15 protein-coding genes are annotated in these 13,477 nt (G+C 67.4%); 11 read left to right on the forward strand and 4 right to left on the reverse strand.

What is annotated here, in order from left to right; genetic code table 11:
• The 6 genes from VNS22_RS10840 to VNS22_RS10865 all read left to right on the forward strand — a co-directional run.
• The coding region (locus tag VNS22_RS10840) for an SGNH/GDSL hydrolase family protein (RefSeq protein ID WP_325732264.1) at positions 1–457 on the forward strand (457 nt) is incomplete at its 5' end.
• A complete protein-coding gene (locus VNS22_RS10845) occupies positions 454–1,125 on the forward strand; it encodes an acetoacetate decarboxylase family protein (protein WP_325732265.1) in 672 nt (223 codons plus the stop codon). The genes VNS22_RS10840 and VNS22_RS10845, both read left to right, overlap by 4 nt.
• Positions 1,126–1,269: 144 nt before the next feature.
• Positions 1,270–2,238 (forward strand): DctP family TRAP transporter solute-binding subunit, encoded by a 969-nt coding sequence (locus VNS22_RS10850; RefSeq protein WP_325732267.1) that lies wholly within the window; start codon positions 1,270–1,272, stop codon positions 2,236–2,238.
• Positions 2,239–2,328: 90 nt separating this feature from the next.
• Positions 2,329–2,826, forward strand: a complete 498-nt coding sequence (locus tag VNS22_RS10855) for a TRAP transporter small permease (protein WP_325732269.1) — start codon at positions 2,329–2,331, stop codon at positions 2,824–2,826.
• The gene (locus VNS22_RS10860; RefSeq protein ID WP_325732271.1) at positions 2,823–4,094 is read left to right on the forward strand and encodes a TRAP transporter large permease; all 1,272 of its coding nucleotides are present in this window, start codon (positions 2,823–2,825) and stop codon (positions 4,092–4,094) included. The genes VNS22_RS10855 and VNS22_RS10860 overlap by 4 nt, the downstream gene beginning before the upstream one ends.
• 81 nt (positions 4,095–4,175) lie before the next feature.
• Entirely contained in the window at positions 4,176–4,772 is a 597-nt protein-coding gene (locus VNS22_RS10865; RefSeq protein WP_325732273.1) for a glutathione S-transferase family protein, read from the forward strand.
• Between the two features lie 10 nt (positions 4,773–4,782).
• Here the strand turns inward: VNS22_RS10865 and VNS22_RS10870 are convergent, their stop codons facing one another.
• Together VNS22_RS10870 and VNS22_RS10875 are read right to left on the reverse strand one after the other, a co-directional pair.
• Complete coding sequence (locus VNS22_RS10870) at positions 4,783–5,112, reverse strand: L-rhamnose mutarotase (RefSeq protein ID WP_325732275.1); 330 nt, start codon at positions 5,110–5,112, stop codon at positions 4,783–4,785.
• A 12-nt stretch (positions 5,113–5,124) separates the two neighbouring features.
• Positions 5,125–5,862, reverse strand: coding sequence for a GntR family transcriptional regulator (locus VNS22_RS10875; protein ID WP_325732277.1), 738 nt, complete (start codon positions 5,860–5,862; stop codon positions 5,125–5,127).
• A 112-nt stretch (positions 5,863–5,974) separates the two neighbouring features.
• Between VNS22_RS10875 and VNS22_RS10880 the strand changes: the two genes are divergently transcribed.
• The 5 genes from VNS22_RS10880 to VNS22_RS10900 all read left to right on the forward strand — a co-directional run bounded on the left by VNS22_RS10880 (position 5,975) and on the right by VNS22_RS10900 (position 10,895).
• Entirely contained in the window at positions 5,975–7,003 is a 1,029-nt protein-coding gene (locus VNS22_RS10880; RefSeq protein WP_325732279.1) for a sugar ABC transporter substrate-binding protein, read from the forward strand.
• 96 nt (positions 7,004–7,099) lie between these two features.
• Entirely contained in the window at positions 7,100–8,110 is a 1,011-nt protein-coding gene (locus VNS22_RS10885; RefSeq protein WP_325732281.1) for an ABC transporter permease, read from the forward strand.
• Positions 8,110–9,084: an ABC transporter permease gene (locus VNS22_RS10890; protein WP_325732283.1), complete on the forward strand. Its 975-nt coding sequence runs from the start codon at positions 8,110–8,112 to the stop codon at positions 9,082–9,084. Before VNS22_RS10885 ends, VNS22_RS10890 begins: the two co-directional genes overlap by 1 nt.
• Positions 9,081–10,604, forward strand: coding sequence for a sugar ABC transporter ATP-binding protein (locus VNS22_RS10895; protein WP_325732285.1), 1,524 nt, complete (start codon positions 9,081–9,083; stop codon positions 10,602–10,604). Before VNS22_RS10890 ends, VNS22_RS10895 begins: the two co-directional genes overlap by 4 nt.
• 75 nt (positions 10,605–10,679) lie before the next feature.
• The gene (locus VNS22_RS10900) at positions 10,680–10,895 is read left to right on the forward strand and encodes a dodecin (RefSeq protein WP_191059505.1); all 216 of its coding nucleotides are present in this window, start codon (positions 10,680–10,682) and stop codon (positions 10,893–10,895) included.
• 455 nt (positions 10,896–11,350) lie between these two features.
• Here the strand turns inward: VNS22_RS10900 and VNS22_RS10905 are convergent, their stop codons facing one another.
• Together VNS22_RS10905 and VNS22_RS10910 are read right to left on the reverse strand one after the other, a co-directional pair.
• Positions 11,351–12,112 (reverse strand): DUF2243 domain-containing protein, encoded by a 762-nt coding sequence (locus VNS22_RS10905; protein ID WP_325732289.1) that lies wholly within the window; start codon positions 12,110–12,112, stop codon positions 11,351–11,353.
• 257 nt (positions 12,113–12,369) lie between these two features.
• Positions 12,370–13,470 carry a DNA topoisomerase IB gene (locus tag VNS22_RS10910; protein WP_325732291.1) on the reverse strand — a complete coding sequence of 367 codons (1,101 nt, stop codon included), beginning with the start codon at positions 13,468–13,470 and terminating at the stop codon, positions 12,370–12,372.
• Positions 13,471–13,477: the final 7 nt, after the last annotated feature.

Genomic DNA, 13,477 nt, shown 5'->3' on the forward strand with positions numbered 1-13,477 from the left:
GGCCGAGCCCGGATCCTCGCAGGTCGATGCCGCCATTGCCGCGTTGCAAGCGATCCTCGCCGATCTCGTGGCGGCCGGTGCGACCGACCTCCTGGTGCCGAATCTGCCGGATGTCGGCATTACGCCGGCCGTCAGAACCCATGGGGAGGAAGCCGCGGGCCAGGCGCGCCGGCTGACGGCGGCGTTCAACGCTCGGACTGATGCGTTGCTGCACGAGCTCGTGGCCGCGGCACCAGGCACCCTGCGGCTCTACCGCCTGGATGTCTTCGCCATGGCCGAGCAGGTCCGGGCCGACCCGGCCGCCTTCGGCTTCACCGACATCGTGACACCCTGCAGCGGCTCGACCGGGTGCGAAGGGCACCTCTTTTGGGATCACGTCCACCCTACCACCTATGCCCATGGCCGCTTGGCGGAAGCGGCGTTGCGCGAGCTGGCGGGGCAGGATCCGCAGCGGTGAACCCCGGCAGGTCACGCCGCGGCGGGATGCCGGACGATCCGGAGGAGCAGCAACAGCCCCGCTTCCCGCCGGAGCCCTGGCATCTCGAGGGCAATGTCCATGCCTCGCTCTGGGCCGTGCCGGTGAGCGCGGTGGCGAGGGACCTGCCGCCGGCCATGCGCCCGGTCGCCTGCCGGGGCCGGACGGTCCTGGCTACCGGCTGGGCTGCCTATGGTCCCGGCGGCACCCTCTCCTACCATGAGTTCCTGGCGGCAGTTCCGGTGGTGGTCGGCCGCAGGCTCGCCGTGAGCGTCATCCGGATCTGGGTGGACGACCCTGCCGCAGCTCTGGGCGGCAGAATGATGTGGGGAATGCCCAAGCAGATGGGCGACCTCCGATTCGAGCGGGACAAGGCGTTCCAGGCCAGCCTGGCCGATGGCGGCAGGCAGATCGCGGCCTGCCGCTTCGTGCCCCGCCTGAGGCTGCCCGGTCGCTGGCCACTGGTCCTGCGCACGGCACAGATGCTCGGTGCCGCCCTGAAGGTCACCCGGGCGCGGGTGGCCGGCCGGGTCGTACCGGGACGTGCGGAGTGGCGGTTCGCCGCGGACGGGCCGTTCGGCTTCCTCGACGGATCCGGCCCGCTCGTCAGCTTCCGCCTGGAACGCATGGCGCTGGAGTTCGGTGGCTGACCGGATGCTCCAGCCTCCGGCCAGGTTGACCATAGGCGACATCATCCTTTAGACCTGTCATACCATCGCATGAGGCCGCAGCGTCCAGCCCGGCCGAGCCAAGAACAGCCGGGTCTCCGGCAGTCACGTCAGGGAGAAGAGCAGATGAAGCGGGCGCTTCTGGCTGCTGCCGCCTTCGCGCTAACCTTGTCGCCGCTGGTGGCGGGCGCGCAGACCACCATTCGCGCCGCCTTCGGCTCGATGCCGGCCCATCCGAGCTATGTCGGCCTGCAGTGCTTCGAGAAGCTCGCCGAGGAGCGCAGCGGCGGGTCGCTCGCGATCGAGCTCTATCCCGACCGCCAGCTCGGCGAGGAGCGGGAGACCGTGGAGGGCCTGCAGCTCGGCACGGTGGACATGACGGTGGTCTCGACCGGGCCGCTCAGCGCGTTCGTCCCGGAGGTCGGCGTCCTCGACCTGCCGTTCGTCTTCAAGGACAGCGCCCATGTCTACGAGGTGCTGGACGGCGAGGTCGGCAAGGAGCTCCTGGCGAAGTTCGACGACCAGAGCATCGTCGGGCTGGCCTGGTGGGAGAATGGCTGGCGCCACCTGACTGCCAAGAAGGCAGTTCAGGCCCCGGCCGACCTGCAGGGCGTGAAGCTGCGCACCATGCAGAACCCGGTGCACATCGCCGCCTTCCAGAAGCTGGGCGCGGCACCGATCCCGATGGTCTGGGGCGAGGTGTTCACCAGCCTGGGCCAGGGCATCATCGACGCCCAGGAGAACCCGATCACCGTCATCTACCTCAACTCGCTCTGGGAGGTGCAGAGCCACCTGATCCTCACCGGCCACGTCTACGGGCCGCATGCGGTGCTGTTCTCCAAGCCGATCTTCGAGACCCTGTCCGAGGACGAGCAGAAGATCATCCGCGAGGCCGTGGCCGAATGCACGACGGTGGCGCGCGAAACCTCGACCAAGCTCGACGCCGAGTATCGGGGGCTGATCGCGGAGAAGGGCATGGTGGTCGAGGAGGTCGACACCACGCCGTTCCGCGAGATGACCAAGGACATCGCCTCCACCGTGGAGGGCATCGATCCCGCCATGATCGAGAAGATCCAGGCGGCTGGCGCGGACTGATCGTCCCGGGGACGGGCCAGGGAGCGAAGTCTCCCGGCCGGTCCGACGCCTGCACCCGACGCCCGCGCCCGCCGAAAGCAATCTCCGCCGATGATCACCCGCCTCTGGGGCGCGGTCGAGTGGATGACCGAGGCCCTGCTGATCCTCTGCATCGCCGCGATGACCGTCATGTGCGCGGCCCAGGTGGCATGGCGCTACCTGCTCAACGACCCGCTGGTCTGGTCGGAGGAGGCTGCGCGCTACCTGTTCGTGTGGGTCACCTACCTGTCGGCCTGGCTGGCCTGGAAGCACCGCGCCCACATCGCCGTGGACCTGGTGCACTATGTGGGCAATCCGCGGCTCGAGCGGCTGTCGGCCCGCCTGGTCGAGGCGATCGTGCTGGCCTTCTGCCTCTACACCTTCGTCACCAATTTCGGCCTCCTGCGGCTGACGATGCGCCAGTCCTCGGCCACGCTCGGCCTGCCGATGGTCTGGGTCTATGCCGGCTACAGCGTGATGGCGTTCATGATCGCCGGCGATGTCCTGGTCCGCTGGATTACCGGCCGCCAACCCCCGCCTGATCCGGTCGAAGAGGTCCAGCCGTCATGACCCTCGTGCTGTTGGCGGGCTTCGTCGTCCTCCTGCTGATCAATGTGCCCGTCTCGTTCGCGCTGGCGATCGCCTCGTTCCTGGCCGTGACCTATGGCGGCATCCCGCCGACGCTGGTGGCGCAGCGCATGACCGCCGCGATCGATTCCTTCATCCTCCTGGCGGTGCCCTTCTTCCTGCTGGCCGGCCATCTGATGGCGCGCAGCGGGATCGCGCGCGACATCATCGACTTCGCCAATGCCGCGATCGGCTGGGCGCGCGGCGGGCTGGCCCATGCCGGAATCGGTGCCGGCACGCTGATGGGCGGAATGACCGGCTCGGCGGTGGCCGAGGCCTCGTCCGCGGGCGGCATCATGATCCCGCCCATGAAGGAGAAGGGCTATGACGGCGCGTTCTGCGCCGCCGTCACCGCCGCCGCCTCGACCATCTCGGTGGTGATCCCGCCCTCCATCCCGATGATCATCTTCTGCGTGGTCACCGGCACCTCGGTCAGCAAGCTGTTCATCGCCGGGCTGATCCCGGGCGTTCTGATCGCGATCCTCCTGATGGTCACCGCCTGGGCCATCTCGGTCCGGCGCGGCTATCCCAAGGGACCACCGGGCTCGGTGCGGGGCTTCCTGCGGGCGACCCGCGCCAGCGTCTGGGGCCTGATGATGCCGCTCGTGATCATCGGCTCGATCCGCTACGGCATCGCCACGCCGACCGAGGCGTCGGTGGTGGCCGTGCTGTACGGGCTGATCGTCGGCATGTTCGTCTACCGCACCATCCGCCTGGCCGACCTGCCGCGCATCGTGCTGGAAACCTGCGTCACCACCGGCGTGGTCATGCTGATGATCGCCGCGGCCTCGCTCTACGGCCTGATCATCACCCGCGAGCAGATCCCGCAGGGCGCCGCTCAGCTGATCCTGGGCCTGACCAGCAACCCGACCCTGGTGCTGCTCCTGATCTTCTGCGTCTACCTGTTCGCCGGCATGATCCTGGACCTGGGCGCCAGCATCATCATCCTGGTGCCGGTGCTCTGGCCGGTCACCCAGACGCTCGGGATCGACCCGATCCAGTTCGGCATCGTCACCGTGGTGGGACTGGCGATCGGCCTGGTGACGCCGCCGGTGGGCGCCAGCCTGTTCGTCACCTGCGGCATCGCCCGCTGCAACCTCGTCCAGGGCAGCCTGGCGGCCATGCCGTTCGTGGTGTCCCTGATCCTGCTGGTGATCGCGATCATCTTCTTCCCGGGCATCGCGACCTGGCTGCCTTCCCGGATGAACTAGGACCGTCGCCTGAGGTGTTGCCAGCGCCGGCTAGGTCGAGGCATCACCATCGCCTGGGAGAGGCTGAAGAACGGTCGGACGATGCAGCTCTACTGGGCACCGAAAACGCGCTCCATCCGGATCCTCTGGCTGCTGGAGGAGATCGGCCAGCCATACGAGCGGGTGACCCTCGACATCCGCAACGGGCCGCAGACCGACCCGGACTTCCTGCGGCTCAACCCGATGGGCAAGGTGCCGGTGCTGGTCGACGGCCAGGCGGTGGTGTCGGAGTCCGGTGCGATCGTGGCCTATCTGGCCGATCGGTTTCCCGAGGCCCGGCTGGCACCGCCTCTGGGCGACCCGCGGCGCGGCCAGTACCTGAAATGGCTGTTCTTCTCCGGCAACTGCATCGAGGGCGCCTTTATCGAGAAGTTCGGCGACCTGAAGCTGCCCGAGGTGGCGGCCGGCTGGGGCAGCTTTGCACGGGTGGTCGACGTGCTGGAGCAGGCTGTGGCGGATGGACCCTGGCTGCTCGGCGAGACCTTCACCGCTGCGGACGTCATGATCGGCGCCGACCTGCATTTTGGCATGGTCGCCCTCCGGATCATCGAGCCGCGCCCGGCGCTGACGGCCTATGTGGAGCGCTGCCAGGCGCGTCCTGCCTGGCAGCGCTCCGTGGCCATCGACGAAGCCGGATGAACCCGGCTTTTCAGTCGGTGTGAAACACCTCGTCCATCTGCGCCCACCACTCGCCCTCCTTACGGGTCTCGAAGGGCTCCTGCATCGGGTCGGTGATCTTCCACCAGCGCTGCGTCTCGGGATCGGCCGCCATCTTCGCCATGTCGGCGGCGAAGTCGCTGCCGTGGTACTCGAAATAGGCGAACAGGATGTTCTCCGGCCGCTTCAGGAAGATCGAGTAGTTCCTGATGTTGCAGGCGGCGATGGTGCCCAGCACCGACGGCCAGACCTCGGCGTGGATGCGCTCGTATTCCTCGACCGCTTCCGGGCGCAGGCGGATGCAGGTGCCGTAGCGTTTCATGGGTGAACCTTCCTAGTCGGCGAAATAGCCGGGATGCTGGCGGCGCAGCCCGTCCAGCATCTCGATGATGACGTCCAGGTGCTCGATGAGCCGCCGGCGGGCCAGCGCGAGGTCCTTCGCCTCGAATGCCTCAAGGATGGCCCGGTGCTCGGCTGCCACCGCCTTCATCCGGTCGTTCTGCGGGAAGCCCAGGCGGTGCAGCCGGTCCAGATGCGCCTTGGCGTGCTGGATCGGCCGCCATACCCCTTCCGTCCCGGCCGCGCGGGCGAAGCACTGGTGGAACATCACGTCGAAGCGCATGAAGTCCTGCACATCGCCATGGCTGCCCAGCGCCTCGTGCTCGGCCAGCACCGCATGGGCCTCGGCCGAGGCGGCTGCCGTCCAGGCACTAGCCGCCTTCTCCAGGATCGCGACCTCGAGCGCCCGGCGGATAAAGTGGCCGTCATGGACCTTGGCGATCTTGATCGGCGCTACGTAGGTGCCCTGTTGCGGGAACACGTCGAGCAGCTCTTCCTCGACCAAGCGGACGACGGCATTGCGTACCGGTGTGCGGGAAACGCCAGCCTGGCGGCAGATCATATTCTCGCTCACGAGGGTGCATGGCGGCAACCGCAGTTCCAGGATTGCGTCGCGCAGCGCCCGGAAGATCTGGTCTGCCACGTTGCGCCGCCGGTCGATCGCCAGCTCCAGCCAGGGCCCATCGGCTTGGCCGACCCATTCGGGTGCTGTCATGCTGATGCTGGTCGCCATTCCCTGTCTTCATCCGCGTTCTTGCGCGCTGGACACTTGTATCCTAGCATCCATGCCGAGGGCTGCAACCCGATGGGGCAGCGCCGACGAGCGTAATCAGGGAAGCCAAGCTGTGACGAAGACCGTCCGCGCCCTTTGTATGTTGGGCACCACCATTCTTCTCGGGACCGCTGCCGCTCAGGCTGCCGACGACACCATGGTGGCGCTGGTGCCGGGCGGTCCGCATCCCTATTTCGCCGCCTGGGAGCAGGCCGGCAAGGATGCCGCCAAGGATTTTGGCCTAGCTGGCGCCGACTACCGCGTCCCGCCCAAGTGGGAGCTGTCCCAGCAGAACCAGCTGCTCGAGAGCCTGATCACCCAGGGCTATAACGGCTTCCTGGTGTTCCCCGGCGACCCGGTCGGCGGCAACGGCGTGGTCAGCGAGCTGGTCGAGCAGGGTGCGCCGGTGATCGCCACCGCGGGCTGCCTGAAGGAGCCGTCCGACGCCTCGTTCTGCCTGGGCACCGATACCGGCAAATCGGCCTATCTGGGCACCCAGGAGCTGATCAAGCGCATGGGCGGCAAGGGCAGGATCGCCCACTTTGCCGGCTTCCTGGTGGACCCGAACACCCAGCTGCGCATCGACGCGGTCAATCAGGCGGCGGCCGAGACCAATGGCGCGGTCGAGGTGGTCCAGGTGATCGCCGACATCGACGCGCCGGAGCCGGCCGAGGAGAAGATCAACGCCTACCTGGCCGCGCACGGCAACGAGGTGGACGGCATCGTCACCACCGCCTGGATCCCGGCGGTCGTGTCGGCCAATGCGCTGCGCAAGATGGGCGACAAGCGGATCAAGATGGTCGGCATCGACCATGACGAGGTCGTGCTCAAGGCCATCAAGGACGGATTCGTCGACGGCACCATGCTGCAGAACCCCTACGGTCAGGGCTATATCGGCACGTTCGCGATCGACAAGCTGCGCTCGGGCTGCACGGTCAAGGCGGACGCCCCATTCGGCAAGACCGCGCTGACCGACCGGTTCATCGACAGCGGCACCGCCTTCGTCGATGCCTCGGGCGTGGACGACTATGTCGGCGCCATGCAGGCAGTGACCAAGGAGATCATGGCCGACTTCGAGACCAAGTATCTCAGCTGCGAGTGATCCCCGTCACCCGGCGGCCCCGTTTCGGCCGCCGGGATGATTCCGTCTGAACAACTTCCAGCCAGGACCTCGATGCAACCGGCAAGCTCGCTTCCCTTGGGCCAGCCACGCCCGGCCGGCAGTCCGTCCTTCGTGCGGGCGGGCTTTCTCGGTGGCAACGAGTTCGGCCTGATCGTGCTGATCGTGGTGTTCGCCACGCTGTTCTCGCTGGCGACCAAGGGCTTCGCCTCGCCCTTCAACCTGTTCACGCTCGGCCGGACCATGGGGATCGACATCCTCATCGGCTTCTCGATGATGGTGGTGATCGTGTCCGGCGGCCTGAACCTGGCGGTGGGTGCCATCGGGGTCTGCGCGGTGATGGCGGCGGGCTACGCCATGGAGACGTTCGGCCTGCCCTGGCCGCTCGGCCTGGCGGTCTGCCTGCTGGTGGGTGCAGCACTCGGTGCGGTGAACGGCGAGGCGATCGTGCGCTCGGGCGTCCACAGCTTCATCATCACGCTCGCCACCATGAGTATCTTCTTCGGCGGGATGGTGTTCCTGACCCGGGCCGAGGCATTCCGCGAGCTGCCCCCGGCGATTGCCGCGTTCGGCAAGCTCCGCCTGATGGGCTTCCTGTCGCCCTTGTTCCTGGTCGCTGTCGCGACCGCGCTGGTGCTGGGCTGGCTCTATCGGTTCACCGCGCTCGGCCGCCGGATGCTGGCAGCCGGCGCCAGCCCCAGAGCCGCGGAGGTCTCGGGCATCCGGGTCGACCGCACGATCGTCGGCTGCCACATCCTTTCCGGCGTCCTGGCCGCACTTGCGGGTGCCATGCTCACGGCGCGCCATGGCGCCGCCATCCCATCCATGGCCGGACATCTGGGCCAGGACTGGCTCCTGCCGGCTTTCCTGGCCCCGGTGCTGGGCGGCACGCTGCTGACCGGGGGCAAGGTCTCAGTGCTCGGCACTCTCCTGGGTGCCATGCTGGTCAGCATGCTGACCAACGGCCTGCTCCTGCTCCGGGTCGGCGAGTTCTGGGTCCAGGCGTTCCTGGGCCTCCTGCTGCTTACCGCCGTGCTTCTCGACCTCGGGCGGCGCCGCCTGCTCGCCCGCCACCGGATCGCCGTCTGATGCAGACCATGCTGGGCAAGGCCGCCAACACCGACTGGTTCGGGCCGCTGGCGGTCGTGATCGTCGCCGTCGTGGTGATCGGCGCGATCGAGCCGACCTTCCTGTCCGCCTTCAACATCCAGGTCCTCCTTTCCGCGATCGCGGTGAACCTGGTGATAGCACTGGCGCAGATGATCATCATCGCGATCGGCCAGATGAACCTGTCGGTGGGTGCCATCGGCGGCCTGGTCGCGATCGCCTTTGCGGGCATGATGGAGGTCTGGGGCGTTCCCGCCCCGCTGGCCCTCGTCCTAGCGCTGGCGATCGGCCTGGCCGGCGGCCTCGCCAACGGCTTCATCGTGGCGAAGACCGGCATCAGCGCCTTCATCATCACGCTGGCCAGCCTGAGCTTCTTCAAGGGACTGAACCTCGGCATCACCGAGGCGCAGCCCTTCTATGGCGTGCCGGACGCGGTGAAGGCGTTCGGCAACACCAACATGCTGGGCCCGATCCCGTGGCTGGTGCTGCCGGCCGCCATCGCCGGCCTCGGCATCTGGTATCTCCTGGCGAAGCTCAGGATCGGCCGGCAGATCCTGGCGGTCGGCGGCAATCCCCATGCCGCGGAACTGTCCGGCATCTCGATCTTCCAGACCACCGTCTGGGCGCATGGCCTGTCCGGCCTGCTCGCGGCATTGGGCGGTGTGATGGTCGTGGCGCGGCTGCAGATCGGCCAGCCGTCCATCGGCGATGATTGGCTGATCCTGTCCTTCGCTGCCCCGGTGATCGGCGGTGCTGTGCTGGCCGGCGGCCATGTCTCGGTCGCGGGCACGGCGCTGGGCGTGGTGGTGGTCGCGATCATCACCCAGTCGTTGGTACTGTTCCACATCGACCCGTTCGTGGTCCAGGTGGTGCTGGGCGCTCTGATCCTGTGGGCGGTCGGCATCAACCGCTGGCGCGAGGTCCGGGTCGAGCGCCGGCTTAGGGGGGCGTCATGAGCGGGGTGGTCCTTCAGGCCCGCGCGATCGGCAAATCCTTCCCGGGCGTACGCGCCCTGGACAAGGTCGACCTGACGCTCGCCAAGGGCTCGATCCATGCCCTGCTCGGCGAGAACGGGGCCGGCAAGTCGACGCTGATCAAGCTGCTCACCGGCGTGCACCGGCTGGAGGAGGGCGAGCTACTCCTGGACGGCAAGCCGGTGCAGTTCGACGATCCGCATGCCGCGATCGCCGCCGGCATCGGCGTGGTTCACCAGGAGCGCAACCTGATCCCGCGCTTCTCGGTGGCCGAGAACATCATGCTGGAGCGGCTGGGCCCGTCCGTGCTCTCCCGGGTCGATCAGGGGGCCTTGCAGGCCGAGGCCAAGCGCTGGCTGGACCTCCTGGAGCTGGACGTCGATCCGGCCACGTCGGTGATGCGTCTCTCCGCGGCCAAGATGCAGCTGGTCGAGATCGCCAAGGCCTTGTCCTTGCGCTCGCGCGTGCTGCTGATGGACGAGCCCACCGCCTCGCTCACCCCGCACGAGACCGAGCACCTGTTCACCCTGCTCCAGCGCCTCAAGCGCGACGGCGTGACCATAGTGTTCGTCAGCCACAAGCTGGAGGAGGTGCTGCAGATCTGCGACTCGGTCACCGTGCTCCGCGACGGGCGCAATGCCTGCCAGAGCCAACCAATGACGGGCATGGGCCGTCAGGACCTGGTGCGCCTCATGATCGGCCGCGCCGAGCAGATTCCCGCCTGGGAAGCGCGCGACCGGACGACGGCGCCGGTGGCGTTGCAGCTCGACAAGGTGTCGACCTCGCTCGGCCACCGGGACATCGACCTCACCCTGCACCGGGGCGAGATCCTGGGCCTGTACGGGCTGGTGGGTGCCGGGCGCAGCGAACTCGCGAAATGCCTGATCGGCCTGTTCCCGCTCACCGGCGGTAAGGTCACGATCGACGGTCAGCCGGCCGCCATCGGCAGCGTGGCCGAGGCCTTGAACCGCTTCGGCCTGGGCTATGTCAGCGAGGACCGCAAGCAGGAGGGCCTGGTGCTGGCCCATTCGGTGCTGGACAATGCCGGCATCGCGGTCTGGTCCAAGCTGGCGGGCTTCCTGGGCTTCCTGAAGAACGGGCAGATCCGCGAGCGGGTCCTGCCGGCGATCGAGCGGCTGGAGGTGAAGACCCCGTCGCTGGCCCAGCAGGTCGGGCTCCTGTCCGGCGGCAATCAGCAGAAGGTCTCGGTCGCCAAGTGGCTGGCGGCCGGCGTGCGCATCCTGATCATCGACGAGCCCTCGGTCGGGATCGACATCAAGACCAAGGCCTATCTGCACGAGCTGATCCGCACGCTGGCCGATGGCGGCACCAGCATCCTGCTGATCACCTCCGACATGCCCGAGATGATCACGCTCGCCGACCGGATCGCGGTGATGGACGGCTACCGGCTGACCGGGACGCTGGTGAACGACCGGGACTACCGGCGGATGTCGCAGGGGATCATGAACCTGATCCACGGCGAGGAGCAGGACGCCGCCTGAGCCGGAGCCACGGGCGGAACCCTGCCTTCCGAATGTCCGTTCCATTCCTGTCCAAATGGGCAGGAGGAAACAGGCATGTCGGACCATACCTATCGCGTCATCGAGGTCGTCGGGTCTTCGGCCAGCAGCATCGAGGACGCGATCAAGGGTGCGGTCGCGGATGCGGCGAAGACGCTGCGGCACATCCGCTGGTTCGAAGTCGTCGAGACCCGCGGCCATGTCGAGAACGATCAGGTGCAGCATTTCCAGGTTACCCTGAAGCTGGGCTTCACGCTGGATGACCGCGGCTGAGCGGCCGATGCCGCTCCGGAATCTGCCGGCACATACGCGCGCGAACAGGCCGGACTGCCGGATGAGGTGCTTGCGAGCGAGGCGGCACGGCGACCGGTCGAGCCTGCCGCTGTCATGGAGCATGCGGCCGATCCAGAGCAGACGGTGGCCCATGCCGATCTGGTGCGGCTCGCAGTAGAGCGGCCAAGCCGGATGTGATGGAGCTGGCCGAGTGCTCGATCGGTCTTCCCGGACTCATGCGCCGCCAGATTCATCACGAGGCGCAGCGCCATCTCTGCATGAGCAGACGGCTCAGGCAGATCTGGCTCGACCACAGTCAGGCAGAACGGCAGCGGTTCTGCCAGCCTCCACGTATGCTCCGCGGTTCCGTCGAGAGTCTTTGCCCTTCAGAGGATCTCGCAGCCGGCCGACGGTGAACCCGGAGCTTCGCCCTTCGCCGCCAAGGTGCCGCCGCCTCAAACAGTGCTCCATGCAAAGCAGCCTGCTGGGACACCTGAGCCACTGACCAGCAGGGCTCCATGCCGGTAAAGGCTCCATCGGCGCTCGGGCGCCACATCCACGACAACCACGCTCATCATCGGATCGCTCCAGACGAGCCGCGCGTTCAGTGATGAAAGAGCAGCGACAATCTGGTCGGGACCGTAGTCCAGCCGGAACACGACCGTAGCGAAAGGCTGGCCGGGAGGAGGACGCAGCGCCCAGGCACCCGCTCCAGCGGTCGCAAAGGTCAGCAGCAGCATCACCAGGGCCGAGTGCGTCAACCTCGCGGGACCCGCGCCATCGCCACGAGTAAGAGCCCATCCGGCCACCAGGGGCACCAGGCCGAAGGCGACAAACCAGATCAGGTCCCACAGCAGCGGGTTCTCGCTGTCGAGCCTGATCCGATGGATCCCCAGCAGCCAGTGCGAGAGCGCCGCATCCGCGACATGCCACAGGCCGAAGCCCACGAGCAGTGCGCCAAGGAGCGGACGGCCCCTCCTGCCCTCGGCACTTCGGCGCGCGCGCCACAAGCCCCACAGACCGATGATGGCGATGACATACATCAGGGCATGGAAGTAGCCGTCCCACAGCACCTGCGCCCGCAGATCGGCCAGACCAGGAACGAGGCTGAGGAGGTGATGCCATTGGAGGATCTGATGCAGGAGGATGCCGTCGAAAAAGCCGCCGAGCGAGAAGCCCAGTACTGTGCCGTATCGGGTCCAGGGTGATGACCACATGCACTATGCTCCTTTCAACTGGAGCGAACGGCACAGGAAGCCAGATGTTCCGGTCTGGCCACTTCTGGGCACGAACAAGGAACTGTCCACCGGAAGGAGCATGCCGAGCGGTCCAGCACGGACCACTGCGCCGCCAGCACGGCAAGGCAGCGGCCGGCATGTCGCGCCTCGTTCTTGGGCGGAATTGCGACGGCCATCTCGGGCGAGCGGCCCGGCAGGACAGCATCAAGAGAACTGTCACCGGGAGTCGACGACATTCAGGAGGCGGCCAATGTTCCCGCACAGGCTTGATCGGCGTTTTCCATTGCCCGGTTCAATCGCCTGCTCAGGTAGTCGAGCACGGCCGTCTCGTAGGGCTCCAGGCTGACATATTCCTCGAGGTCGGCCATTGCCTGCTCGATCTTGAGCACCTGGAAGAGCTCACCGGCCAGATAGTCCTCGACCAGTCCCGGATGGATGTAGCTCTTGCGGCAGATCGTGGGCGTGTGGCCGAGCCGGCGCGCCACCCGCTCGATCGCCTGCTTGAGGTTGCGCTTGGCGGCAGCCTGGGTCTCGAACGCCTCCGTGGCACTGAGCGCGAAGGCGCACAGCACAGTGGCCGCCCAGGTGCGGAAGTCCTTGGCCGTGAAGTTGCTGCCGGAGATCTCGCGCAGATAGGCGTTCACGTCGGCGGAATCGACCGGCTGCCGGCTGCCGTCCTCATCCAGGTACTGGAACAGATGCTGGCCGGGCAGGTCCTGCAGCTTCCCGACCAGGCGCGCCAGCCGGCGGTCGCGCAGGGTGATCTGGTGCTCCTTGCCGCTCTTGCCCTTGAAGCGGAAGCGCAGCGTGGTGCCGTTGATCTTGAGGTGGCGGTCCTTCAGCGTGGTCAGGCCGTAGCTCTTGTTGGTCTTCGCGTACTCCTCGTTGCCGACCCGGACATGGGTGACCTCGAGGAGCTGGACGACCACTGCCAGGACCCGTCGCTTGTGCAGCCCTGGCCTCGCGAGGTCGGCCTGCACCGCGCTGCGAATGGCCGGCAGGGTCCGGCCGAACTCCAACATCCGCTCGAACTTGGTGGCATCCTGCGCTGCCCGCCATTCGGGGTGGTAGCGGTACTGCATCCGTCCCCGGTCGTCGCGCCCCACCGCCAGCAGATGCGCATTGCGGAGGGGTGCGATCCACACCTCTGTCCAGGCCGGCGGGATCGCCAGCGAGCGGATCCAGGCGAGCGTGTCCTTGTCCCTGATCGGCTGCCCCTCGGGATCGCGGTAGGCGAACCCCTTGCCGGAGCGACGGCGGCTGATGCCGGGCATGTCGTGGTTGACGTAGCGCAGGGAGCTTCCCAGCGGCATCATTGCAGGGGCAGCAGTCGCCATGGGGCTC

Source organism: Geminicoccus sp. (assembly GCF_035556675.1).
Taxonomy (GTDB): Bacteria; Pseudomonadota; Alphaproteobacteria; order Geminicoccales; family Geminicoccaceae; genus Geminicoccus.

Excerpts from the sequence above, each read along its gene's own strand:
- VNS22_RS10850 (WP_325732267.1), top strand. The coding sequence starts at position 1,270 with ATGAAGCGGGCGCTTCTGGCTGCTGCCGCCTTCGCGCTAACCTTGTCG.
- VNS22_RS10855 (WP_325732269.1), top strand. The coding sequence starts at position 2,329 with ATGATCACCCGCCTCTGGGGCGCGGTCGAGTGGATGACCGAGGCCCTG.
- VNS22_RS10860 (WP_325732271.1), top strand. The coding sequence starts at position 2,823 with ATGACCCTCGTGCTGTTGGCGGGCTTCGTCGTCCTCCTGCTGATCAAT.
- VNS22_RS10865 (WP_325732273.1), top strand. The coding sequence starts at position 4,176 with ATGCAGCTCTACTGGGCACCGAAAACGCGCTCCATCCGGATCCTCTGG.
- VNS22_RS10870 (WP_325732275.1), bottom strand. The coding sequence starts at position 5,112 with ATGAAACGCTACGGCACCTGCATCCGCCTGCGCCCGGAAGCGGTCGAG.
- VNS22_RS10875 (WP_325732277.1), bottom strand. The coding sequence starts at position 5,862 with ATGGCGACCAGCATCAGCATGACAGCACCCGAATGGGTCGGCCAAGCC.
- VNS22_RS10890 (WP_325732283.1), top strand. The coding sequence starts at position 8,110 with ATGCAGACCATGCTGGGCAAGGCCGCCAACACCGACTGGTTCGGGCCG.
- VNS22_RS10895 (WP_325732285.1), top strand. The coding sequence starts at position 9,081 with ATGAGCGGGGTGGTCCTTCAGGCCCGCGCGATCGGCAAATCCTTCCCG.
- VNS22_RS10900 (WP_191059505.1), top strand. The coding sequence starts at position 10,680 with ATGTCGGACCATACCTATCGCGTCATCGAGGTCGTCGGGTCTTCGGCC.
- VNS22_RS10905 (WP_325732289.1), bottom strand. The coding sequence starts at position 12,112 with ATGTGGTCATCACCCTGGACCCGATACGGCACAGTACTGGGCTTCTCG.
- VNS22_RS10910 (WP_325732291.1), bottom strand. The coding sequence starts at position 13,470 with ATGGCGACTGCTGCCCCTGCAATGATGCCGCTGGGAAGCTCCCTGCGC.